Source organism: Serratia nevei (assembly GCF_037948395.1).
In the GTDB taxonomy this organism is placed as follows: Bacteria; Pseudomonadota; Gammaproteobacteria; order Enterobacterales; family Enterobacteriaceae; genus Serratia; species Serratia nevei.
Genome location: NZ_CP149940.1, coordinates 5,141,823 through 5,165,743, shown reverse-complemented (window position 1 = coordinate 5,165,743; position 23,921 = coordinate 5,141,823). Strand labels below are relative to the sequence as shown.

17 protein-coding genes, 4 tRNA genes and 3 rRNA genes are annotated in these 23,921 nt (G+C 58.7%); 19 read left to right on the top strand and 5 right to left on the bottom strand.

What is annotated here, in order from left to right:
- The first annotated feature begins 240 nt into the window (after positions 1–240).
- From V8N38_RS24635 to V8N38_RS24605, 7 genes are all read left to right on the top strand, one after another.
- Positions 241–1,782 (top strand): 16S ribosomal RNA (locus V8N38_RS24635).
- A 74-nt stretch (positions 1,783–1,856) separates the two neighbouring features.
- A tRNA-Ile gene (locus V8N38_RS24630) sits at positions 1,857–1,933 on the top strand.
- A 38-nt stretch (positions 1,934–1,971) separates the two neighbouring features.
- Positions 1,972–2,047 (top strand) — tRNA-Ala (locus V8N38_RS24625).
- Between the two features lie 207 nt (positions 2,048–2,254).
- Positions 2,255–5,161, top strand: a 23S ribosomal RNA gene (locus tag V8N38_RS24620).
- A 106-nt stretch (positions 5,162–5,267) separates the two neighbouring features.
- Positions 5,268–5,383: ribosomal RNA gene (gene rrf, locus V8N38_RS24615) — 5S ribosomal RNA — on the top strand.
- Together the 16S, 23S and 5S rRNA genes with 4 tRNA genes alongside form the textbook arrangement of a ribosomal RNA operon.
- A 94-nt stretch (positions 5,384–5,477) precedes the next feature.
- Positions 5,478–5,554: transfer RNA gene (locus tag V8N38_RS24610), tRNA-Asp, on the top strand.
- A gap of 51 nt (positions 5,555–5,605) precedes the next feature.
- Positions 5,606–5,681: transfer RNA gene (locus tag V8N38_RS24605), tRNA-Trp, on the top strand.
- Between the two features lie 260 nt (positions 5,682–5,941).
- On the opposite strand, the gene hdfR is transcribed toward V8N38_RS24605, so the two are convergent.
- Positions 5,942–6,769 (bottom strand): HTH-type transcriptional regulator HdfR, encoded by an 828-nt coding sequence (gene hdfR, locus V8N38_RS24600; RefSeq protein ID WP_060425370.1) that lies wholly within the window; start codon positions 6,767–6,769, stop codon positions 5,942–5,944.
- A gap of 119 nt (positions 6,770–6,888) precedes the next feature.
- Between hdfR and V8N38_RS24595 the strand changes: the two genes are divergently transcribed.
- Entirely contained in the window at positions 6,889–7,227 is a 339-nt protein-coding gene (locus V8N38_RS24595; RefSeq protein WP_048232148.1) for a DUF413 domain-containing protein, read from the top strand.
- Between the two features lie 28 nt (positions 7,228–7,255).
- On the opposite strand, the gene V8N38_RS24590 is transcribed toward V8N38_RS24595, so the two are convergent.
- Positions 7,256–8,779 carry a YifB family Mg chelatase-like AAA ATPase gene (locus tag V8N38_RS24590; RefSeq protein WP_147840469.1) on the bottom strand — a complete coding sequence of 508 codons (1,524 nt, stop codon included), beginning with the start codon at positions 8,777–8,779 and terminating at the stop codon, positions 7,256–7,258.
- A 342-nt stretch (positions 8,780–9,121) separates the two neighbouring features.
- On the opposite strand from V8N38_RS24590, the gene V8N38_RS24585 reads away from it, so the two are divergent.
- From V8N38_RS24585 to V8N38_RS24545, 9 genes are all read left to right on the top strand, one after another.
- Positions 9,122–10,354 carry an MFS transporter gene (locus V8N38_RS24585; RefSeq protein WP_084827060.1) on the top strand — a complete coding sequence of 411 codons (1,233 nt, stop codon included), beginning with the start codon at positions 9,122–9,124 and terminating at the stop codon, positions 10,352–10,354.
- A 133-nt stretch (positions 10,355–10,487) separates the two neighbouring features.
- Positions 10,488–10,586: an ilv operon leader peptide gene (gene ilvL / locus V8N38_RS24580; RefSeq protein ID WP_013814970.1), complete on the top strand. Its 99-nt coding sequence runs from the start codon at positions 10,488–10,490 to the stop codon at positions 10,584–10,586.
- 142 nt (positions 10,587–10,728) lie between these two features.
- Positions 10,729–12,375, top strand: a complete 1,647-nt coding sequence (gene ilvG, locus V8N38_RS24575; RefSeq protein WP_147840468.1) for an acetolactate synthase 2 catalytic subunit — start codon at positions 10,729–10,731, stop codon at positions 12,373–12,375.
- Positions 12,372–12,629: an acetolactate synthase 2 small subunit gene (ilvM, locus tag V8N38_RS24570; RefSeq protein WP_038874702.1), complete on the top strand. Its 258-nt coding sequence runs from the start codon at positions 12,372–12,374 to the stop codon at positions 12,627–12,629. The genes ilvG and ilvM overlap by 4 nt, the downstream gene beginning before the upstream one ends.
- A 23-nt stretch (positions 12,630–12,652) precedes the next feature.
- The gene (locus tag V8N38_RS24565) at positions 12,653–13,579 is read left to right on the top strand and encodes a branched-chain amino acid transaminase (protein WP_033636413.1); all 927 of its coding nucleotides are present in this window, start codon (positions 12,653–12,655) and stop codon (positions 13,577–13,579) included.
- Positions 13,580–13,655: 76 nt separating this feature from the next.
- Positions 13,656–15,506: a dihydroxy-acid dehydratase gene (gene ilvD / locus V8N38_RS24560; protein ID WP_033649965.1), complete on the top strand. Its 1,851-nt coding sequence runs from the start codon at positions 13,656–13,658 to the stop codon at positions 15,504–15,506.
- 5 nt (positions 15,507–15,511) lie between these two features.
- A complete protein-coding gene (ilvA, locus tag V8N38_RS24555) occupies positions 15,512–17,056 on the top strand; it encodes a threonine ammonia-lyase, biosynthetic (protein WP_033654502.1) in 1,545 nt (514 codons plus the stop codon).
- 53 nt (positions 17,057–17,109) lie between these two features.
- On the top strand, positions 17,110–17,643 hold the full coding sequence (locus V8N38_RS24550) for a hypothetical protein (protein ID WP_147840467.1): 534 nt from the start codon (positions 17,110–17,112) through the stop codon (positions 17,641–17,643).
- Between the two features lie 21 nt (positions 17,644–17,664).
- The gene (locus V8N38_RS24545; protein WP_070914471.1) at positions 17,665–18,366 is read left to right on the top strand and encodes a DUF2461 domain-containing protein; all 702 of its coding nucleotides are present in this window, start codon (positions 17,665–17,667) and stop codon (positions 18,364–18,366) included.
- Between the two features lie 8 nt (positions 18,367–18,374).
- On the opposite strand, the gene ilvY is transcribed toward V8N38_RS24545, so the two are convergent.
- Positions 18,375–19,265: an HTH-type transcriptional activator IlvY gene (ilvY, locus tag V8N38_RS24540; RefSeq protein WP_033636409.1), complete on the bottom strand. Its 891-nt coding sequence runs from the start codon at positions 19,263–19,265 to the stop codon at positions 18,375–18,377.
- 168 nt (positions 19,266–19,433) lie between these two features.
- Between ilvY and ilvC the strand changes: the two genes are divergently transcribed.
- A complete protein-coding gene (ilvC, locus tag V8N38_RS24535; RefSeq protein ID WP_038874693.1) occupies positions 19,434–20,909 on the top strand; it encodes a ketol-acid reductoisomerase in 1,476 nt (491 codons plus the stop codon).
- A 48-nt stretch (positions 20,910–20,957) separates the two neighbouring features.
- Here ilvC and V8N38_RS24530 read toward each other — a convergent pair whose 3' ends face one another.
- Both V8N38_RS24530 and V8N38_RS24525 read right to left on the bottom strand, forming a co-directional pair.
- Positions 20,958–21,659, bottom strand: coding sequence for a LuxR family transcriptional regulator (locus V8N38_RS24530; protein ID WP_070914469.1), 702 nt, complete (start codon positions 21,657–21,659; stop codon positions 20,958–20,960).
- A gap of 243 nt (positions 21,660–21,902) precedes the next feature.
- Entirely contained in the window at positions 21,903–22,835 is a 933-nt protein-coding gene (locus V8N38_RS24525; protein WP_084827063.1) for a sugar kinase, read from the bottom strand.
- Between the two features lie 238 nt (positions 22,836–23,073).
- On the opposite strand from V8N38_RS24525, the gene pdeH reads away from it, so the two are divergent.
- On the top strand, positions 23,074–23,865 hold the full coding sequence (pdeH, locus tag V8N38_RS24520; RefSeq protein ID WP_060425390.1) for a cyclic-guanylate-specific phosphodiesterase: 792 nt from the start codon (positions 23,074–23,076) through the stop codon (positions 23,863–23,865).
- The last annotated feature ends 56 nt before the right edge of the window (positions 23,866–23,921 follow it).

The window sequence follows — 23,921 nt, the reverse complement described above, 5'->3', positions numbered from 1 at the left end:
AAGCGAAATAAACGCTTGACTCTCCGGGTGAAAAGCGTAATATACGCAGCCCGCGCCGATGAGTTTCTCGGCACTGCTCTTTAACAATTTATCAGACAATCTGTGTGGGCACTCCACAAGACGATATCCAGCATCTTCGGATGCAAAAAAATATCAAGTCTTGAAGAGTGACTAACTGAAGTAAAATTCATGCAGTAAATCTTTGAGCATCGCTTCTCGAGTGGAAGCAAATCAAGCTTTTAATTGAAGAGTTTGATCATGGCTCAGATTGAACGCTGGCGGCAGGCTTAACACATGCAAGTCGAGCGGTAGCACAAGGGAGCTTGCTCCCTGGGTGACGAGCGGCGGACGGGTGAGTAATGTCTGGGAAACTGCCTGATGGAGGGGGATAACTACTGGAAACGGTAGCTAATACCGCATAACGTCGCAAGACCAAAGAGGGGGACCTTCGGGCCTCTTGCCATCAGATGTGCCCAGATGGGATTAGCTAGTAGGTGGGGTAATGGCTCACCTAGGCGACGATCCCTAGCTGGTCTGAGAGGATGACCAGCCACACTGGAACTGAGACACGGTCCAGACTCCTACGGGAGGCAGCAGTGGGGAATATTGCACAATGGGCGCAAGCCTGATGCAGCCATGCCGCGTGTGTGAAGAAGGCCTTCGGGTTGTAAAGCACTTTCAGCGAGGAGGAAGGTGGTGAGCTTAATACGCTCATCAATTGACGTTACTCGCAGAAGAAGCACCGGCTAACTCCGTGCCAGCAGCCGCGGTAATACGGAGGGTGCAAGCGTTAATCGGAATTACTGGGCGTAAAGCGCACGCAGGCGGTTTGTTAAGTCAGATGTGAAATCCCCGGGCTCAACCTGGGAACTGCATTTGAAACTGGCAAGCTAGAGTCTCGTAGAGGGGGGTAGAATTCCAGGTGTAGCGGTGAAATGCGTAGAGATCTGGAGGAATACCGGTGGCGAAGGCGGCCCCCTGGACGAAGACTGACGCTCAGGTGCGAAAGCGTGGGGAGCAAACAGGATTAGATACCCTGGTAGTCCACGCTGTAAACGATGTCGATTTGGAGGTTGTGCCCTTGAGGCGTGGCTTCCGGAGCTAACGCGTTAAATCGACCGCCTGGGGAGTACGGCCGCAAGGTTAAAACTCAAATGAATTGACGGGGGCCCGCACAAGCGGTGGAGCATGTGGTTTAATTCGATGCAACGCGAAGAACCTTACCTACTCTTGACATCCAGAGAACTTTCCAGAGATGGATTGGTGCCTTCGGGAACTCTGAGACAGGTGCTGCATGGCTGTCGTCAGCTCGTGTTGTGAAATGTTGGGTTAAGTCCCGCAACGAGCGCAACCCTTATCCTTTGTTGCCAGCGGTTCGGCCGGGAACTCAAAGGAGACTGCCAGTGATAAACTGGAGGAAGGTGGGGATGACGTCAAGTCATCATGGCCCTTACGAGTAGGGCTACACACGTGCTACAATGGCATATACAAAGAGAAGCGACCTCGCGAGAGCAAGCGGACCTCATAAAGTATGTCGTAGTCCGGATTGGAGTCTGCAACTCGACTCCATGAAGTCGGAATCGCTAGTAATCGTAGATCAGAATGCTACGGTGAATACGTTCCCGGGCCTTGTACACACCGCCCGTCACACCATGGGAGTGGGTTGCAAAAGAAGTAGGTAGCTTAACCTTCGGGAGGGCGCTTACCACTTTGTGATTCATGACTGGGGTGAAGTCGTAACAAGGTAACCGTAGGGGAACCTGCGGTTGGATCACCTCCTTACCTAAAGATATTAGTTCGAGTGGCGTGCTCACACAGATTGTCTGATAGAAAGTAACGAGCAGAAATACCTTTATAGGCTTGTAGCTCAGGTGGTTAGAGCGCACCCCTGATAAGGGTGAGGTCGGTGGTTCAAGTCCACTCAGGCCTACCACTTCTCGGAAGTGGAAAAGGTACTGCGCGTGACTGTATGGGGCTATAGCTCAGCTGGGAGAGCGCCTGCCTTGCACGCAGGAGGTCAGCGGTTCGATCCCGCTTAGCTCCACCATATAGTCCGGTATTTCAATACTTCAGAGTATATTGGCGACAGTATGCTGCGAAGTATTTTGCTCTTTAACAATCTGGAACAAGCTGAAAATTGAAACATGACGGCTGAAATTTATCCCTCCGTAGATGTACTGGGATAAAGAGTAACCTGTCATAGAGTCTCTCAAATGTTTGCAGCGCGAACGATGGAAACATCTTCGGGTTGTGAGGTTAAGTGACTAAGCGTACACGGTGGATGCCTAGGCAGTCAGAGGCGATGAAGGGCGTGCTAATCTGCGAAAAGCGTCGGTAAGGTGATATGAACCGTTACAACCGGCGATACCCGAATGGGGAAACCCAGTGTGTTTCGACACACTATCATGTCATGAATACATAGTGGCATGAGGCGAACCGGGGGAACTGAAACATCTAAGTACCCCGAGGAAAAGAAATCAACCGAGATTCCCCCAGTAGCGGCGAGCGAACGGGGAGGAGCCCAGAACCTGAATCGGCTTGTGTGTTAGTGGAAGCGTCTGGAAAGTCGCGCAGCAAAGGGTGATAGCCCCGTACACTAAAATGCACAGGTCGTGAGTTCGATGAGTAGGGCGGGACACGTGACATCCTGTCTGAATATGGGGGGACCATCCTCCAAGGCTAAATACTCCTGACTGACCGATAGTGAACCAGTACCGTGAGGGAAAGGCGAAAAGAACCCCGGCGAGGGGAGTGAAATAGAACCTGAAACCGTGTACGTACAAGCAGTGGGAGCACCTTCGTGGTGTGACTGCGTACCTTTTGTATAATGGGTCAGCGACTTATATTTTGTAGCAAGGTTAACCGTATAGGGGAGCCGTAGGGAAACCGAGTCTTAACTGGGCGAATAGTTGCAAGGTATAGACCCGAAACCCGGTGATCTAGCCATGGGCAGGTTGAAGGTTGGGTAACACTAACTGGAGGACCGAACCGACTAATGTTGAAAAATTAGCGGATGACTTGTGGCTGGGGGTGAAAGGCCAATCAAACCGGGAGATAGCTGGTTCTCCCCGAAAGCTATTTAGGTAGCGCCTCGTGAACTCATCTTCGGGGGTAGAGCACTGTTTCGGCTAGGGGGCCATCCCGGCTTACCAAACCGATGCAAACTCCGAATACCGAAGAATGTTATCACGGGAGACACACGGCGGGTGCTAACGTCCGTCGTGAAGAGGGAAACAACCCAGACCGCCAGCTAAGGTCCCAAAGTCATGGTTAAGTGGGAAACGATGTGGGAAGGCATAGACAGCCAGGATGTTGGCTTAGAAGCAGCCATCATTTAAAGAAAGCGTAATAGCTCACTGGTCGAGTCGGCCTGCGCGGAAGATGTAACGGGGCTAAACCATGCACCGAAGCTGCGGCAGCGACGCTTAGCGTTGTTGGGTAGGGGAGCGTTCTGTAAGCCGTTGAAGGTGGCCTGTGAGGGTTGCTGGAGGTATCAGAAGTGCGAATGCTGACATAAGTAACGATAAAGCGGGTGAAAAGCCCGCTCGCCGGAAGACCAAGGGTTCCTGTCCAACGTTAATCGGGGCAGGGTGAGTCGACCCCTAAGGCGAGGCTGAAAAGCGTAGTCGATGGGAAACAGGTTAATATTCCTGTACTTGGTGTTACTGCGAAGGGGGGACGGAGAAGGCTAGGCTAGCCGGGCGACGGTTGTCCCGGTTTAAGCGTGTAGGGGGTGTGACCTGGTAAATCCGGTTGCATACTAACCCTGAGGCGTGATGACGATGCACTACGGTGCAGAAGTAGTTGATGCCCTGCTTCCAGGAAAAGCCTCTAAGCTCTAGGTAACATTAAATCGTACCCCAAACCGACACAGGTGGTCAGGTAGAGAATACCAAGGCGCTTGAGAGAACTCGGGTGAAGGAACTAGGCAAAATGGTGCCGTAACTTCGGGAGAAGGCACGCTGGCATGTAGGTGAAGTCCTTCGCGGATGGAGCTGAAGCCAGTCGAAGATACCAGCTGGCTGCAACTGTTTAATAAAAACACAGCACTGTGCAAACACGAAAGTGGACGTATACGGTGTGACGCCTGCCCGGTGCTGGAAGGTTAATTGATGGGGTCAGCCGCAAGGCGAAGCTCTTGATCGAAGCCCCAGTAAACGGCGGCCGTAACTATAACGGTCCTAAGGTAGCGAAATTCCTTGTCGGGTAAGTTCCGACCTGCACGAATGGCGTAATGATGGCCAGGCTGTCTCCACCCGAGACTCAGTGAAATTGAACTCGCTGTGAAGATGCAGTGTACCCGCGGCAAGACGGAAAGACCCCGTGAACCTTTACTATAGCTTGACACTGAACATTGAGCCTTGATGTGTAGGATAGGTGGGAGGCTTTGAAGCGTGGACGCCAGTCTGCGTGGAGCCATCCTTGAAATACCACCCTTTAATGTTTGATGTTCTAACTCGGCCCCATAATCTGGGGTGAGGACAGTGTCTGGTGGGTAGTTTGACTGGGGCGGTCTCCTCCCAAAGAGTAACGGAGGAGCACGAAGGTTAGCTAATCACGGTCGGACATCGTGAGGTTAGTGCAAAGGCATAAGCTAGCTTGACTGCGAGAGTGACGGCTCGAGCAGGTACGAAAGTAGGTCTTAGTGATCCGGTGGTTCTGAATGGAAGGGCCATCGCTCAACGGATAAAAGGTACTCCGGGGATAACAGGCTGATACCGCCCAAGAGTTCATATCGACGGCGGTGTTTGGCACCTCGATGTCGGCTCATCACATCCTGGGGCTGAAGTAGGTCCCAAGGGTATGGCTGTTCGCCATTTAAAGTGGTACGCGAGCTGGGTTTAGAACGTCGTGAGACAGTTCGGTCCCTATCTGCCGTGGGCGTTGGAAGATTGAGAGGGGTTGCTCCTAGTACGAGAGGACCGGAGTGAACGCACCACTGGTGTTCGGGTTGTCATGCCAATGGCATTGCCCGGTAGCTAAGTGCGGAAAAGATAAGCGCTGAAAGCATCTAAGCGCGAAACTTGCCTCAAGATGAGTCTTCCCTGGGCCTTCAAGGCCCCTGAAGGAACGTTTAAGACTAAGACGTTGATAGGCTGGGTGTGTAAGTGCAGCGATGCATTGAGCTAACCAGTACTAATGATCCGTGAGGCTTAACCTTACAACACCGAAGGTGTTTTGGTGAGACCAAGACAATATTCAGCTTGTTTACAGATTGGTTCTGATGGCGACACGAGAGTGGCGCGGTTGGAATGAAACAGAATTTGCCTGGCGGCAATAGCGCGGTGGTCCCACCTGACCCCATGCCGAACTCAGAAGTGAAACGCCGTAGCGCCGATGGTAGTGTGGGGTCTCCCCATGCGAGAGTAGGACACTGCCAGGCATCAAATAAACGTTATCAGTGTGACGACTGGTAATGCGCAAATCGCAGAGCGCGATTTTGCCGGCATCGAGAGATGCAACGTAAAAGAATCGGTGGAGCGGTAGTTCAGTTGGTTAGAATACCTGCCTGTCACGCAGGGGGTCGCGGGTTCGAGCCCCGTCCGTTCCGCCACTTATTTAATTATGCCTGCTTTATTAGCAGGCATAATGTTAAGCGAGATTTAGGGGCGTAGCTCAGTTGGTAGAGCACCGGTCTCCAAAACCGGGTGTCGCGAGTTCGAGTCTCTCCGCCCCTGCCATATTAAGAACCCTTTGCGAAAGCAAAGGGTTTTTTTTGCCTATCATTTTTCTTCCTTACCGCTTTGGAACAGAGCACATGGATGTTAGGTGCCGATGTTTGCCCGATCCTGGTTGCTCCATCTTTCTTCCGATCTTTACCCCCGTGACCTCCTGATTCCCTTGCTGTTTTGCATTATCTCCTCTCAGAAGGCGATGAGCGCGTTTTTGCTTGATAGACAGTCATGACCACGATGACGGCGTTTAAGGCCGCCATAACGCTTTAGGCTGCGGTATTTAAAGGTATTTTAAGTAATTGCCGAATCAAAGGCTGTTGATCGCTGTTTTGCAACCAGACGGCATACAGTGGGCGGATAATCGGTGGGATCTCAGCGGAGGCCACCAGCTGTGGGTACTCTTGTTCCCACTGGCTGGGCAGGAAAGCGCATCCGCCCGTGGTTTCCAGCAGCTGACGCGTCAGGTGAGCGGAGGTAGTGGTGAGCACCGGCACGTTATCGCCTTCCAGCATGCGGCTTTCCTGTTGGTGAAAGTCGGCTCCCCATTCCAGCTTGATGTAGGGCATTGGGGCTTGTTTATCACGATGCGCGGATGAGAACAGGCGTAATGAGAAATTGCTCAGCTGCTGGCTGGCCAATTCATCCATCTTCGGCGGTTCAGTGGTGATCAGTAAATCGAGCTGCCTTTCATGCAGTTGTTTTACCAAAGAGTGCCTTAATGCCACCCTGGCTTCGAGCTGTAGCGCCTCGCGTTGTTGATAGAGCGCCTGCAACCAGGGGGTCAGATAGGCTTCCCACAGCGAAGCGGTCGCGCCGATCGACAACTCGGTGTGTTGCAGCGAACGCACGACCTCCTTCTTCGCCAGCTGCCAGGTGTTCATCAGGCTCTCGGCATAGGGCAGAAGCCGCTCACCGGCAGGTGTCAGGCGGATATTATTGCGATGACGGGTAAATAAATTTGCGCCCAGCTGGTTTTCTAACTGACGGATGCGGAAACTGACCGCGGACTGCGTTAAGTACAAAGATTCTGCGGCTCTGCCAAAGTGACGCGTTCTACTGACCTCCAAAAAGGTTTTCAGTAATTCGGTATCCACACCTATCTCCAAAAAAATTTGTCGTTAAGATTTAAATGTTTTGTTTTACACGCTGTCAAGCCTATCTAATACTCCGCGCCATAAACAGCACGGCCATAAGAGAATTAGGAGCGTGTCAGATGGCGGATAGCTTCACCACGACCAATCGTTTTTTTGATAATAAACATTACCCTCGCGGGTTCTCCCGTCACGGCGATTTCACCATTAAAGAGGCGCAATTGCTAGAGCGCTTCGGCTACGCGTTTAACGAGCTGGACTCGGGCAAACGTCAGCCGGTCACTGAAGAAGAACAGCTGTTCGTCGCAGTGTGCCGCGGTGAGCGCGAAGCGGCTACCGAGCAGGAAAAAGTATGGGCTAAATATCTGGCGCGCACACGTCGCCCGAAGAAATTCCATACTCTGTCCGGCGGTAAACCGCAGGCTGACGCAGTAGAAGATTACAGCGACAGCGACGACTAAAGACGATGGGGCCTGCGGGCCCCATTTTCTATTCCAGACTACGATGCAGCTGTAACAGCAGACGGTCCATACTGCGATAGCCCAGCGCTTCGCAGAGGTGGCTCCTGTTGAGCTCCGCATCCCCCGCCAAATCCGCCAGCGTGCGCGCCACTTTCAAAATGCGCTGCCAGGCGCGGACCGATAACCCCAGCGCGTTTAATGTTGCCTCCAAAAACTCGGCGTCTGCCGCCTGCAGAATGCAATCACGTTCCACTTCGCGGTTGCTCAACAGCGCGTTGACTTTCCCGGCGCGTTCGAGCTGCCGGGCGCGCGCCTGTTGAACCCTTTCCCGCACTTTCTCACTGCTTTCTCCATGCGTTTTCCGCTGACTGAGCGTACCCGGCGGTAACAGCGGCACTTCGATAGACAGATCGAAACGGTCGAGAAAAGGCCCTGACAGCCGGGCCAGATAGCGCAATACCTGCTGCGGCGAGGCGCGATTGTGTAACCCCTGATAATGCCCGGTCGGGCTGGGGTTCATTGCCGCAATCAACTGCACTCTGGCGGGGAAACAGACCTTGGCGTTGGCGCGTGAAATTACGATCTCGCCGGACTCCAGCGGCTCACGCAGCGCATCCAGCACCTTACGCTCGAATTCCGGTAGCTCATCCAGAAACAGCACGCCGTTATGCGCCATAGAGATTTCACCCGGGCGCGGCAGTGAGCCGCCGCCGACCAACGCCGCCATCGATGCACTGTGATGCGGTGCGCGAAACGGCCTCTGGCGCCATGGCAGGGCGGCGGGGATATGGTGCTGCAAGCTGGCGACCGCCAGGCTTTCCAGCGCCTCAGGCTCCGTGAGCGGCGGCAGCAAGCCCGTGAGGCGGCTGGCCAACATGGTTTTACCGGTGCCCGGCGGCCCAATCAGCAGCAGGTTATGCCCGCCGGCGGCGGCGATCTCCAGAGCCCGCTTGGCCTGTTCCTGGCCGATGATGTCGCGCAGATCGGCGTTGTCGCAGGCGGTGTCCGCAGCGGGAGGCGTGGCCGCCACGGGCAGCTCGCCCTGGCCGAGCAGAAAGGCACAGACTTCCAACAGGTGCCGGGCGGTATGGGAGTGCGACTGCGCAATCAGGCCGACTTCGGCGGCGTTGTCCGTCGAGAGGATCAGTTGCCGCCCGGCGTCAGCCGCCGCCAGCGCCGCCGGGATCGCGCCCCTGACCGCGCGCAGTGCGCCGGACAGTGCGAGCTCGCCAAGAAACTCGTAGCGCGCCAACGGTGCGAGGGGCAATTGCTCGGAGGCGGCGAGGATCGCCAGTGCTATCGGCAGATCGTAACGCCCGCCTTCTTTCGGCAGATCGGCGGGCGCCAAATTGACGGTGATGCGCCGGGCGGGAAAGGTGAAACCGTTGTTGATCAGGGCGCTGCGCACCCGATCGCGCGCCTCTTTCACCGTGGCTTCTGGCAGACCGACCAGCGTCAGGCCGGGCAGGCCATTGCTGATATGCACCTCCACCGTTACTGAAGGGGCCTGAACGCCGATGATGGCGCGGCTATAGATTACCGCCAATGACATATCGCTCTCCTTGCTGAGGGCAACATGATGCGCGATTCATTCTGGCTTCGCGCGGCGTTATTAGCGATTTTTCCCGGAGGTTCGCAGCGTAATTGCCGATTTTCATTTCAGCGAATGAGGTTGTGCGATCTGTCTCGCAGGCTGCGGCAATACCCATTAACAATATCGCCGAAGGCTGCAACACATTAGCGGCCCAGACGCATTGCAACCATAGGCTTAATGGGTGTATTTAACAATTGATTAAAAGAAAAATCACTTTTTTAACAAACTCCGACAGCCGCCGCATTCTGCCCGGCAGCCGCTAAGCCTCCTGACTTCGTACTCTACGGTAGGGATAACACTATGTTTGGTTGGACCCCGCTGCAACGCAACGCGGCAATCGCCAGCTTTTCAAGCTGGACGCTCGATGCTTTCGATTTTTTCGTGCTGGTATTCTTACTCAGCGATATCGCGCAATCCTTTCACGTCGGCCTGGAACAGGTCACGTTGGCGATTTTGCTCACGCTGGCGGTGCGGCCTATCGGCGCGCTGATCTTCGGGCGCGCGGCGGAAAAATATGGCCGCAAGCCGATCCTGATGTTGAATATCGTCTTCTTCTCGGTATTTGAGCTGCTCTCCGCCGCTGCGCCCTCGCTGACGGTCTTTTTGCTGTTGCGGGTGCTGTACGGGGTGGCGATGGGCGGCATCTGGGGCGTGGCGTCGTCATTGGCGATGGAAACCATACCGGACCGCTCACGCGGCCTGATGTCGGGTATTTTCCAGGCCGGCTATCCGTTCGGTTATCTGCTGGCGGCGGTGGTGTACGGCCTGCTGTTCGAAACGGTCGGCTGGCGCGGCATGTTCGTTATCGGCGCGGCGCCGATCCTGCTGCTGCCGTTTATATATTATTGCGTGCAGGAGTCGCCGGTGTGGCTGGCGGCGCGCGAACGCAAAGAAAGCACCGCCTTGCTACCGGTGCTGAAGAGCCACTGGAAGCTGTGCTGCTATCTGGTGCTGCTGATGGCGGCGTTCAATTTCTTCTCCCACGGCACGCAAGATCTGTATCCGGTATTTTTGAAAGTTCAGCACGGTTTCGACCCTAAAACCGTCAGTATCATTGCCATAAGCTACAATATCGCGTCCATTATCGGCGGCGTTTTCTTCGGTTCGTTATCGGAAAAGATCGGCCGTAAGAAAGCGATCATCATCGCCGCGCTGCTGGCGTTGCCGGTGATCCCGCTGTGGGCGTTTTCCAGCGGTTCACTGATGCTCGGGATCGGCGCTTTCCTGATGCAGTTTATGGTGCAGGGTGCCTGGGGCGTGATACCGACCTACCTGACCGAACTGGTGCCAGCCAACACCCGCGCGGTGCTGCCGGGGTTCGTGTACCAGCTGGGTAACCTGATCGCCTCGGTCAACGCCACGCTGCAAGCCACCATCGCCGAGCATCATGGGCACAATTACGGCCTGGCGATGGCGATCGTCGCCGGTACGGTGGCGGTGGCGATCGCCCTGTTGGTGTTCTTTGGCAAGGATACGCGCGGCAAGGCGATCACCGACGCGGTGAAAAATCCGGACATGCGCGCCAACGTGTGAAAGAGGGGCGATTTGCGTGAGGTATGACCAGATTGCGCCGAATAATAACGCAAAAAAAGTGTTGTCATGCCGCGCGCGACTATGGTACCTCTGTAAGCATTAGTTCTGAATGAGCACAGTGAACAAACCCATTATGAAAGCCTTTGCCCAAGTGATTAGCCTAGTCGTGATTAGCGTGGTGGTGATTATTATCCCACCGTGCGGGGCTGCACTTGGACGAAGAAAGGCTTAGCAAACAAGCCGGAATCGCAAGAGAACCCCCGCACCGTCAGGTCCGGGGGTTTTTTATTGGCAAGAGAAAAGTGGAGCAAGGGGCAGAGCATGAAAAACAGAACAAAATCCTGCAGTTGTCGAAGTAAGGCGGGGAAATAACTATGAATGGCGCTCAGTGGGTAGTTCAAGCGTTGCGTGCGCAGGGGGTGGATACCGTATTCGGCTATCCGGGCGGGGCAATCATGCCGGTGTACGATGCGCTGTACGACGGTGGTGTGGAACACCTGCTGTGTCGCCATGAACAGGGCGCCGCGATGGCCGCCATCGGCTACGCCCGCGCCACTGGCAAAGTCGGCGTTTGCATCGCCACTTCCGGCCCTGGCGCCACCAACCTGATCACTGGCCTGGCTGATGCGCTGCTCGATTCCGTTCCCGTTGTCGCCATCACCGGTCAGGTGGGTTCCGCGCTGATCGGCACCGATGCCTTTCAGGAGATCGATGTTCTCGGCCTGTCTCTGGCCTGCACCAAGCACAGTTTCCTGGTGGAATCGCTGGACGCCTTGCCGGGCATCATGGCGGAAGCGTTCGCCATCGCCGCAGGCGGCCGCCCTGGCCCGGTGCTGATCGATATCCCGAAAGACATCCAGCTGGCGCAGGGCGACTTGCACCCGCATCTGATGCCGGTCGACGAAGCGCCGGCGTTCCCGGCGGCAGCGTTGGCGGAAGCGGCCGAGCTGCTGGCACAGGCGCACAAACCGATGCTGTACGTCGGCGGCGGCGTGGGCATGGCACAGGCGGTGCCGGCGCTGCGTGAATTTATCGCCGTGACCCGCATGCCGAACGTCGCCACCCTGAAGGGGCTGGGCGCGCCGGATGCGCAAGATCCGCTGTACCTCGGCATGTTGGGTATGCACGGCACCAAGGCTGCCAACCTGGCGGTGCAGGCGTGCGATCTGCTGATTGCCGTCGGCGCGCGTTTCGATGACCGCGTGACCGGCAAACTGAACGCCTTCGCGCCGCACGCCAAAGTGATCCACATGGATATCGATCCGGCGGAGATGAGCAAGCTGCGCCAGGCGCATGTCGCCCTGCAGGGCGACCTGAAAGCGTTGCTGCCAGCGTTGCAGCACCCGCTGAACATCGCCGCCTGGCAGCAGCAGGTGACGGCGCTGAAAGCCGAGCACGTCTGTCGCTACGATCACCCCGGCCAGCCGATCTACGCGCCATTGTTCTTGCGCCAGCTGTCCGCCCGCAAGCCGGCCAACAGCGTGGTGACCACCGACGTGGGCCAGCACCAGATGTGGAGCGCGCAGCACATGACGTTCGAACGCCCGGAGAATTTCATCACCTCCAGCGGCCTCGGCACCATGGGGTTCGGCGTGCCGGCGGCAGTGGGGGCCCAAGTCGCGCGCCCGCAAGATACGGTGATCTGCGTCTCGGGCGATGGCTCCTTCATGATGAACGTGCAGGAGCTGGGTACCATCAAGCGCAAACAGCTGCCGCTCAAGATCGTGCTGCTGGACAACCAGCGCCTCGGAATGGTGCGTCAGTGGCAGCAGCTGTTCTTCGACGGCCGCTACAGCGAAACCAACCTGTCCGATAACCCCGACTTCCTGATGCTGGCCGCCGCCTTCGGCATTCCCGGCCAGCGCATCAGCCGCAAGGATCAGGTGGAGGGCGCGCTCGAGGCGCTGTTCAACACCGAAGGCCCTTATCTGCTGCAGGTCTCTATCGACGAACTCGAAAACGTCTGGCCGCTGGTGCCGCCGGGCGCCGGCAACGAAACCATGTTGGAGGAAATATCATGATGCAGCATCAACTCTCGATCCAGGCGCGTTTTCGCCCCGAAATGTTAGAGCGCGTATTGCGGGTCGTGCGTCATCGCGGCTTTCAGGTTTGTGCTATGAATATGGTTTCTCCGGCCAACGCCGACAGCATCAATATCGAATTGACCGTTGCCAGCCCGCGTCCGGTCGCCCTGTTGTCATCTCAGTTAAGCAAACTGCTGGACGTCTCCTGCGTCGAGATCCAGCAGCCAACATCACAACAAATACGCGCCTGAGGCGCCGAGAAGGATAAATAACAATGACAAAGAAAGCCGATTACATTTGGTTCAATGGTGAGATGGTTCCCTGGGCCGAGGCCAAAGTGCACGTGATGTCGCACGCGCTGCATTACGGCACGTCGGTATTTGAAGGCGTGCGCTGCTACGACTCGCACTTGGGGCCGGTGGTGTTCCGTCATCGCGAACATATGCAGCGCCTGCACGACTCGGCGAAAATCTACCGCATGCCGGTTTCGCAAAGCGTCGACGAGCTGATGGAAGCCTGCCGTGCCACGCTGCGCAAGAACAACCTGGTCAGCGCGTACATCCGCCCGCTGGTGTTCGTCGGCGATGTCGGCATGGGCGTCAACCCGCCGGCCGGTTACAAAACGGACGTGATTATCGCGGCGTTTCCTTGGGGCGCTTATCTGGGTGAAGAAGCGCTGGATCAAGGCATCGATGCGATGGTCTCCTCCTGGCACCGCGTCGCACCAAACACGATCCCCACTGCGGCCAAGGCCGGCGGTAACTATCTTTCCTCCCTGCTGGTGGGCAGCGAAGCGCGTCGCCACGGCTATCAGGAAGGCATCGCGCTCGACGTGCACGGCTACATTTCCGAAGGGGCGGGCGAGAACCTGTTTGAAGTGAAAGACGGCGTGATTTACACCCCGCCGTTCACCTCTTCGGCGCTGCCGGGCATCACCCGCGACGCGATCATCAAGCTGGCGAAAGACATGGGCTTCGAAGTGCGTGAGCAGGTGCTGTCGCGCGAATCGCTGTACCTGGCCGACGAAGTGTTCATGTCCGGCACCGCGGCGGAAATCACGCCGGTACGTAGCGTGGACGGCATTCAGGTCGGCATCGGCAAATGCGGCCCGGTGACCAAACAGATCCAACAGGCGTTCTTCGGCCTGTTCAGCGGCAAGACAGAAGACAAATACGGCTGGCTGGATCCGGTAAATCCGTAACGACAAGACAGACAGATAAGAATATCCAGGCGGTTCGTTCGCCGCCTGTCATAAATACATTTGGAGTGAAAAGAGCATGCCTAAGTACCGTTCCGCCACCACCACCCACGGCCGCAATATGGCGGGTGCCCGCGCATTGTGGCGCGCGACCGGGATGACCGACGCCGATTTCGGCAAGCCGATCATCGCCGTGGTCAACTCCTTTACCCAATTCGTGCCGGGCCACGTGCATCTGCGCGATCTGGGCAAACTGGTCGCCGAGCAGATCGAAGCCTCTGGCGGCGTGGCCAAAGAGTTCAACACCATCGCGGTGGATGACGGCATCGCCATGGGCCACGGCGGCATGCTCTATTCCCTGCCGTCGCGCGAGCTGATCGCCGACTCGGTCGAATACATGGTGAACGCCCACTGCGCCGACGCGATGGTGTGCATCTCCAACTGCGACAAGATTACCCCGGGCATGCTGATGGCGGCGTTGCGCCTGAATATCCCGGTGATCTTCGTCTCCGGCGGCCCGATGGAAGCCGGCAAGACCAAACTCTCCAACCAGATCATCAAGCTGGATCTGGTGGATGCGATGATCCAGGGCGCTAACCCGAACGTCAGCGACGCCGACAGCGAGCAGATCGAGCGTTCCGCCTGCCCGACCTGCGGTTCCTGCTCCGGCATGTTCACCGCTAACTCGATGAACTGCCTGACCGAAGCGCTGGGCCTGTCGCAGCCGGGCAACGGCTCGCTGCTGGCCACCCACGCCGATCGCAAAGCGCTGTTCCTCAACGCCGGCAAGCGCATCGTCGAGCTGACCAAACGCTATTACGAGCAGGACGACGAGAGCGCGCTGCCGCGCAATATCGCCAACAAGGCGGCGTTTGAGAACGCCATGACGCTGGACATCGCCATGGGTGGCTCGACCAACACCGTACTGCACCTGCTGGCTTCGGCGCAGGAAGGCGAGGTGGACTTCACCATGGAAGACATCGATCGCCTGTCGCGCAAAGTGCCGCACCTGTGCAAGGTGGCGCCGAGCACGCAGAAATACCATATGGAAGACGTGCACCGCGCCGGCGGCGTAATCGGCATCCTCGGCGAGCTGGATCGCGCCGGCTTGCTGAACCGCGAGGTGAACAACGTGCTGGGGCTGACCCTGCCGCAGACGCTGGAAGCCTACGACGTAATGCTGACCCGCGACGAAAGCGTCAAGAAAATGTACTCCGCCGGGCCGGCCGGTATCCGCACCACGCAGGCATTCTCGCAGGACTGCCGCTGGGATTCGCTGGACACCGACCGCAAGGAAGGCTGCATCCGCACCCGTGAACACGCCTACAGTCAGGACGGCGGGTTGGCGGTGCTGTACGGTAACCTGGCGGAAAACGGCTGCATCGTCAAAACCGCCGGCGTAGACAAGGAAATCCTCACCTTCCGCGGCCCGGCCAAAGTGTATGAAAGCCAGGATGATGCGGTAGAAGCGATTCTCGGCGGCAAAGTGGTGGCGGGCGACGTGGTCGTTATCCGTTACGAAGGGCCGAAAGGTGGGCCGGGCATGCAGGAAATGCTCTATCCGACCACCTACCTGAAGTCGATGGGGCTGGGCAAGGCGTGCGCGCTGATTACCGACGGGCGTTTCTCCGGCGGCACCTCCGGGCTGTCCATCGGCCACGCCTCGCCGGAGGCGGCCAACGGCGGCCTGATCGCCCTGGTGCAGGACGGCGACATGATCGCGATCGACATTCCTCATCGCGGCATCCAGCTGGACGTCAGCGAGCAGGAGCTGGCGGCGCGGCATGAAGCGGAACTGGCGCGCGGCGACGCGGCCTGGACGCCGAAAAACCGTGAGCGTCAGGTATCCTTCGCGCTGCGCGCCTACGCCTCGTTGGCCACCAGCGCCGACAAAGGCGCGGTGCGCGACAAGAGCAAACTGGGGGGATAAGCAGCATGGCGGTTTCTCAACCCCTACCCAGCGCCCCCTGCGGCGCGGAATATCTGCGAGCGGTACTGCGCTCGCCGGTCTACGAGGTGGCGCAGGTCACCCCGTTGCAGGCCATGAGCAAAATTTCTTCGCGCCTCGGCAACACCATTTTGGTGAAGCGCGAAGATCGCCAGCCGGTGCACAGCTTCAAGCTGCGCGGGGCCTATGCGATGATCGCCGGGCTGGACGAAGAGCAGAAGGCGCGCGGCGTCGTGACGGCTTCGGCCGGCAACCACGCGCAGGGCGTCGCCTTCTCCGGTAAACGGCTGGGCATCAAAACGCTGATCGTGATGCCGGTGTCCACCGCGGACATCAAAGTGGATGCGGTGCGCGGTTTCGGCGGCGAAGTGCTGCTGCACGGCGCCAATTTCGACGAGGCCAAAGCGAAGGCGATCGAGCTTTCCCAGCAGCAGGGCATGACCTTCGTGCCGCCGTTCGATCATCCGACGGTGATCGCCGGGCAGGGCACGCTGGCGATGGAGCTGCTGCAGCAAGACGCGCATCTGGATCGGGTCTTCGTGCCGGTCGGTGGCGGCGGCCTGGCCGCCGGGGTGGCGGTGCTGATCAAGCAGCTGATGCCGCAGATCAAAGTGATCGGCGTCGAAGCGGAAGACTCCGCCTGCCTGCGCGCGGCGCTGGATGCCGGCCATCCGGTGGATCTGGCGCGCGTCGGGCTGTTCGCCGAAGGCGTGGCGGTGAAGCGTATCGGCGACGAAACTTTCCGCCTGTGCCGTGAGTATCTGGACGACGTAATCACCGTGGACAGCGACGCCATCTGTGCGGCGGTCAAAGATCTGTTCGAGGACGTGCGTGCCATTGCCGAACCTTCCGGCGCGCTGGCACTGGCGGGGCTGAAAAAGTACGTCCAGCAGCACAACATTCAGGGCGAGCGTCTGGCGCACGTGTTATCCGGCGCCAACCTCAACTTCCACGGGCTGCGCTACGTTTCCGAGCGTTGCGAACTGGGCGAACAGCGTGAAGCGCTGTTGGCGGTGACCATTCCGGAACAGCAGGGCAGCTTCCTCAAGTTCTGCCAACTGTTGGGCGGCCGCTCGGTGACCGAATTCAACTATCGCTACGCCGATGCCGACAACGCCTGTATTTTTGTCGGCGTGCGTCTGACGCGCGGGCACGCCGAACGGCGGGAAATCATCGACGAGCTCAATGCCGACGGTTATCAGGTGGTGGATCTGTCGGACGACGAGATGGCCAAACTGCACGTGCGCTACATGGTGGGCGGGCGTCCGTCGAAGCCGCTGCGCGAACGGCTGTACAGCTTTGAGTTTCCGGAGTCGCCGGGCGCGCTGCTGAAATTCCTGCAGACGCTGGGCACGCACTGGAACATTTCGCTGTTCCACTATCGCAGCCACGGCACCGACTTCGGCCGGGTGCTGGCGGCCTTCGAACTGGCGCAAACCGAGCCGGAATTCGAGCGGCACCTGCAGGCGCTGGGCTACGATTGCCATGACGAAACCGACAACCCGGCGTTCCGCTTCTTTTTGCAGGGGTGAGCCCGGTGCGTTTACCCGGCCGGCTGGCCCGCTTATTGACGCAGGGCCGGGAGATGGAACGCCAAATCGCGGCGCGCGATCGCGCACTGTTCGCCGGCGTAGATGCGCAACTCGAGCAGCATTTCCTGACGCCGGGCCAGCGGCTGTCGCCGCCGGGCGTCGGCAATGTCATGTTGCTGCTGGTATGCCTGACGTTGGGGCTGGCGGGCGTGATGGGCCTGGCCACGGACGTGGCGGCCGCCTGGAGCGGCAACACTTCCGCCGCCGTTCTCATGGGCAGCGGCGCGATCGTGGCGGTGTGGATGACATTGATCCTGTTCCAACTGGTGCAGGGTAAAAACAGCGGGGTGGTATTGTTGCAATATTACCTTGGCATGCTCGGCCTGTTTTGCCTTGGCGCCGCAGCGGCGTGGGCGTCGGGGATGACCGGTATCGCCACCGTCGCCATGCTGCTGTGGGGCGTGGTTGGCGGTGCACTATTCAGCAACCGGGCGGCGTTCTCTCTCTATGTCGCTTACTTTCGCACGCGTCGGCGCGTGTTTATCAAACGCCGTTGGCAGAGGGAAGATCTGCGCAACACCCGATAAACCGTCAGAACGGAAAAACTTATGGCGCAACCTTTCTCCGGCTTTAGCCAGCAGGGTCTGAATTTCCTGCAGCAGGTGCGGATCGAGAACGATAAGGCGTGGTTCGACGGCAACCGCGATATCTACGATCGCGAGTTGTTGGCGCCGTTTCGCGCGCTGGTGGAGCAGCTGGCTCCCGGCATGCTGGCGATCGACCCGCAGTTCGAGACTCGCCCGGCGATCGGAAAAACGCTGTCGCGCATTCATCGCGACACGCGCTTTTCTCATGACAAATCGCGCTACCGCAGCCGCATGTGGCTGACGTTCAAGCGTCCGAGCAAAGACTGGAAAGACGCGCCGGTCTACTTTTTCGAACTGGGGCCGGACATGCTGCGCTATGGGCTCGGCTACTACAGCGCCAACAAGCCGACTATGGATCTGTTCCGCCATACGCTGAGGCAGCGGCCGCAGCCTTTCCTTGAGGTGGCCGCCTGCTGCCGGCGGCCGTTCGAGCTGGTGGGTGAGAGCTACAAGCGCCCGCTGGTGAAGGAGCAGGCGGCGGAGATCGCCACCTGGTACAACCGCAAGTCGTTTGCGGTGATGGTGACCGACAGCGAAGTGGAAAAGCTGTTCAGCGCCGATCTGGTGCCGCTGCTGACCGGGGCATTTTTGCAGCTTGAGCCGCTCTACCACTGGTTGATGCAGGTAGAGACGATGAAGCAGATCGATCCGGCGGATCTGTAAACCTCGCGTCAGCGGGGATGCAGCAAGCGCCAAAAGGCGTCGATCAGCGGATCGCTGAGGCGCTTTTTCTGGACGCAGACCCCCAGCTCGAACGGTTCGACCATCGAGATGTTATCCAGCTGCGAGATGCGGTTGCGTACCGGCTCCGGGCTGTTGTCCACCACCACGCTCGGGATCAGCGCGATGCCGCAGCCCAACGCGACCATTGACACGATGGCTTCGTGGCCGCCGACGGTGGCGTAAATCAGCGGATTGCTGATGCGGTGGCGGCGGAACCACAGCTCGATGCGTTTTCGCGACGGGCCGTGCTCCGGCAGGATGAACGGGATCTCGGCCCAGTCGGGCCTGTCGGCGAATGCCTGGCTGCGCACCGCACAGGGCAGCGCCGGCGCGATCAGCACCAGCGGAATTTCGCCGATTTTGGTGAACGCCACGCTGGCGGGCAGCGTTTCCGGCCGGCCGGCGATGCCGAGATCGGCCTCGTTGGATTGCACTTTGTCGACCGCGTCGGCGGCGTCGCCGGTGGTCAGCTTAATCTCGACCAGCGGGTGCTGCGCGCGGAAACGATCGAGGATCGGCGGCAGGTGGCTGTACGCCGCGGTCACCGAGCAGAACAGCCGCAGTTCGCCGCTCAGCGAAGGGCCGTGCTGGCCGAGCGAGTGCTTCAGCTGCTGATACTGCAGCAGCGTTTGCTGGGCGAATTCTTTCAGCTGTTCGCCGGCGTCGGTCAGCTGCACGGTGCGGTTGTCGCGCAGGAACAGCGGCTGCCCGAGGATCTCTTCCAGCCGCTGGATCTGGCGGGAGAGCGTCGATGGGCTGACGTGCATCGCCTTGGCGGTGCGCCCGAAGTGATGGCTTTCGGCCAAATGCAGGAACAGCTTTAAATCACGTAAATCCATATCGATACGCTCGCAGTGAGAGTGTTGCATAAATTGCAATATCACGTTCTCAATATATCAATTTAAGCAACGCATTTCCTGTTATACATTGAGTTTAACGAATCTCCGCACAGACAGGGCGGGGAATGAAAATAACAATGCAAGACAACATCAAACCGGAGTACCACCATGGCTAACTATTTCAACACATTGAACCTGCGTCAGCAGTTGGCGCAATTGGGTAAATGCCGCTTTATGGCGCGCGACGAATTTGCTGACGAAGCCGGCTACCTGAAAGGTAAAAAAGTGGTGATTGTCGGCTGTGGCGCCCAGGGTCTGAACCAGGGGCTGAACATGCGCGACTCCGGCCTGGACGTCGCCTATGCCCTGCGCAAAGAAGCGATCGACGAGAAGCGCGCTTCCTGGCGCAAGGCGACCGAAAACGGCTTTAAGGTCGGCACCTACGAAGACCTGATCCCGCAGGCGGATCTGGTGGTCAACCTGACGCCGGACAAGCAGCACTCTTCCGTGGTGCGCGCGGTGCAGCCGCTGATGAAAGACGGCGCGGCGCTGGGTTACTCCCACGGCTTCAACATCGTTGAAGTGGGTGAGCAGGTGCGTAAAGACATCACCGTGGTGATGGTCGCGCCGAAATGCCCGGGCACCGAAGTGCGTGAAGAGTACAAGCGCGGCTTCGGCGTGCCGACTCTGATTGCGGTTCACCCGGAAAACGATCCGAAAGGCGAAGGCATGGCGATCGCCAAGGCCTGGGCGGCGGCGACCGGCGGCCACCGCGCCGGCGTGCTGGAGTCCTCCTTCGTCGCCGAAGTGAAATCCGACCTGATGGGCGAGCAGACCATTCTGTGCGGCATGCTGCAGGCGGGTTCGCTGCTGTGCTTCGACAAGCTGGTTGCTGAGGGCACCGATCCGGCTTACGCCGAGAAACTGATTCAGTTCGGCTGGGAAACCATCACCGAAGCGCTGAAGCAGGGCGGCATCACGCTGATGATGGATCGCCTGTCCAACCCGGCCAAGCTGCGTGCCTATGCGCTGTCCGAACAGCTGAAAACCATCATGGCGCCGCTGTTCCAGAAGCACATGGATGACATCATCTCCGGCGCGTTCTCCAGCGGCATGATGGCCGACTGGGCGGAAGACGACGTGAAATTGCTGACCTGGCGCGAAGAGACCGGCAAAACCGCGTTCGAGAATGCGCCGCAGTTTGAAGGCAAAATCAGCGAGCAAGAGTACTTCGATCACGGCGTGCTGATGGTGGCGATGGTGAAAGCGGGCGTTGAGCTGGCGTTCGAAACCATGGTCGATGCCGGCATCATCGAAGAGTCGGCTTACTATGAGTCGCTGCACGAGCTGCCGCTGATCGCCAACACCATTGCGCGCAAACGTCTGTATGAAATGAACGTGGTTATCTCCGATACCGCAGAGTACGGCAACTACCTGTTCGCCAACGCGGCGGTGCCGCTGCTGAAGGACTTCATGACCACCCTGCAGGCGGGCGATTTGGGCAAAGCCGCGGCGGGTACGGCGGTGGACAACGCGCAGCTGCGCGACGTGAACGAAGCGGTGCGCAGTCACCCAATCGAAACCGTCGGTCGCAAACTGCGTGGCTACATGACCGACATGAAACGTATCGCCGTTGCGGGCTGATTTTCCGCAAGGTAAAGAACACAAAGCCGGCTGTGATGCCGGCTTTTTTTATGCCTCCGGCGGCGCGAGCAACTGCCGTTCAAGGCAGCGCCGGATCGCGTGTTTGGCGTTGGCGACCCCCAGCTTACGCACCGCATTGCCGATGTGAAACTTCACCGTGCCGGTTTTGATCCCCAGGATCAGCGCGATCTCATGGTAGGTTTTGCCCTGGCTGGCCCAGTAGAGGATTTCCCCTTCGCGCGGCGAGAGCCGGTCTGTCCGGCTCGCCTCGGCGCTGGCCAAGGCCAGAGCGTGCTGGTGGGTATCGACCAATACCATCTGCAGGCTGGCCCTCTCGTCTTCCATCAGCTGCCGCAGATCGGCGTCATCGGCTGCCTTGGCGCTGATCGACAAGATCGCCAGGTTGTTGTCGTGATCGTGCAAAACAAAGCTGCAGCCGTGCACGATGTCGTATTCCCGCGCCTGGCTGAAGATCTTCCGGTAATGCCGATCCTCGGTGGTGACGGGGGTGTCGTGCCACATGAAGGGCGCGCAGCGACTATGGGCGGCGCGCACGACGGGATCGATGCGCTGATAGCGATTGGCGCTGTATATGTCCAGCCATTCTTGCGGGTAGCTCGAGACCAGCAGATGGCGATCGGGACGGTGTTTGTTGAAGGTCAAATAAGCGTATTTGAATTGGCTGAAGGCGTGCAGTCGGCCGTCAAGATGCAGTCTTGCGGCGACGGCGTTGGCGAATGCGACGGCCATCGGTAACCTCCCTGTCGTTCGGCGGCTCAGCCCGACCTGCACCAAAGTCCAGCTAGTCAGTGCGGCGGATTGAAATTTATACTCGGCTAATAAATTCAAAAAGGCGGTAATGCCAAGACCCGAGCTTAGCAGCTCTGGGCGGAAATAAGCCAACGCCAGGGAAATTCTTTCAATCATCCTCTGATCAATGTTTCTGGGAACTATTGCGCGGGCGGCGGGGTAACCTCGCCGCCGCCTTATTGGCTATGCGGGCATTGCCGTTGCGGGAATGATGGCGCCGCGATGTTGGATCACCGTCGCGGCAAGCCGGTGGCCGCGCTGCGCCGCCTGCTGGGCGCTGCCGCCGCTCAGGCGTTCCGCCAGATAACCGGCGCTGAAAGCGTCGCCCGCCGCGGTGGTATCCACTACGCACTCCGGCGGCAGCGCAATCGCCGGTACCTCAAGTCGCTCTCCCTCCACGCCGAACACCAGACAGGCATCCGCGCCGCGTTTGATAACGATCTCGCCGACGCCGAGCGCCTGCGTGCGTGCCACCACCTGTTCAACCGGCTGCGTGCCCCACAGCAACGCTTCGTCATCCAGCGTCAGGAAGGCAATGTCGGTGCAGGCCAGCACCTCGCGGTAGGCCAGCTGTGTTTCTTCACGGCTTTGCCACAGGCGCGGGCGGTAGTTGTTGTCGAAGATAACCTGGCCGCCGTTGGCGCGGCAGCGGTGCAGCAGCGCCAGCAGCTTCGTGCGGTCGGCAGGCGCGAGGATCGCAAGGCTAATGCCGCTGAGATACAGATAATCGAACTGCGCCAGCTGGGCGCACAGTACCTCGGCCTGGGGGCCCGCAAGCCAATACCGGGCGGCGGCGTCGTTGCGCCAGTAGTAGAAGGTGCGTTCGCCGGCGGCGTCGGTTTCGATCACGTACAGGCCCGGCAGTTTGTTTTCCAACTGCTGAATCAGCCCGGTCTCGATCTTCTCCTGCCGCCAGGCCTGCAGCATCTCGCCGCTGAAGCTGTCGGTGCCGAGCGCGGTGACGTAATGCACCTGCAGCGCCTGTTCCGGCATTTGGCGGGCGAGGTAGACGGCGGTGTTGAGGGTATCGCCGCCAAAGCCGCGCGTCAGCTGCGCGCCCTGCTGCGACAGCTCGATCATGCATTCGCCGATCACGGCGAGATTTCGGATAGTCATCGTCAATAAGCCCTGGCTAAAGAAGAAGCAACAGCCATCAGTCTCTACGCAAGGCGGTGAGGGAGTCAATAAATTAAAACAGTGTTTTAATTTTTTATGATCGCGATCGGCCCATGCCAACAGGGCGAAGAGGAAAGCGCGCGGCAATTCATGCTTAAAGTTTTACGCGGTGCGGCCGATAAGCTGGGTAAAGAAACAGCGGCAGCGCTCTCACTTCCCCGCCACGGCGATAGTACCGATGATAACCAACCTGATCTCGGGTCTGCTGGCGCCCTGTTTTGCCCTCTATGCCTGCGCCAAATCGCGGCGCTACTGGCGGCAATGCCGGCGCTTGTATACCTTCCAGCCGATTTATCGCACCAGCGGCGCGCTGCTGGCGGTGGAACTGCTGACGGCGGTATATCACCCGAATGAGCCGGACAAACGGCAATCTCCCGAACAGTATTTCGCCTCGCTCGGCGTCGCCCAGCGTTTGCGGGTGATCCAGGAACAGCTGGCGTTGTTGCAGCGCTGGCAGGCATTGTTCATTCGCCACGCGGTGATGGTGTCGGTCAATATCGACGGCATCGCGCTGCAAGCGTTGCAACGTCATAGCGAGCTGCAACGCCAGATCGCCGAGATGCCCTATCTGCGCTTCGAGCTGGTGGAGCACGCCGAAACGGCGTCAAACCACCCGTTGCAGCAGATCGTCGGCGGCGAACGGCTGTGGCTGGACGATTTCGGCAGCGGGCTGGCCAACTTCTCCGCCGTCGGCGCCTGGCGCTATCAATACATCAAGGTGGCGCGCGAGTTGTTCACCTTGCTCAAACAGTCGGAAGAGGGCGTACAGCTGCTCGGCACCCTGATCACGATGATGAACCAGCACAGCGACGGGGTGATCGTCGAAGGCGTGGAAACCGAGCAGGAGTGGCGGCTGGTGCAGCGTTCCGGCGCGTTGGCCGCGCAGGGCTACTATCTTTCCCGCCCGGCGTGCTTTGAAACTCTGCACAGCGTACCGACGCTGTTCGCCGCGCCCGGCGCGCCGGCGTGAACTCCGGCCTATCCTCAGCTAGGCTTAAACGGGGCTGCTCATTCTTTTTCCTTTCA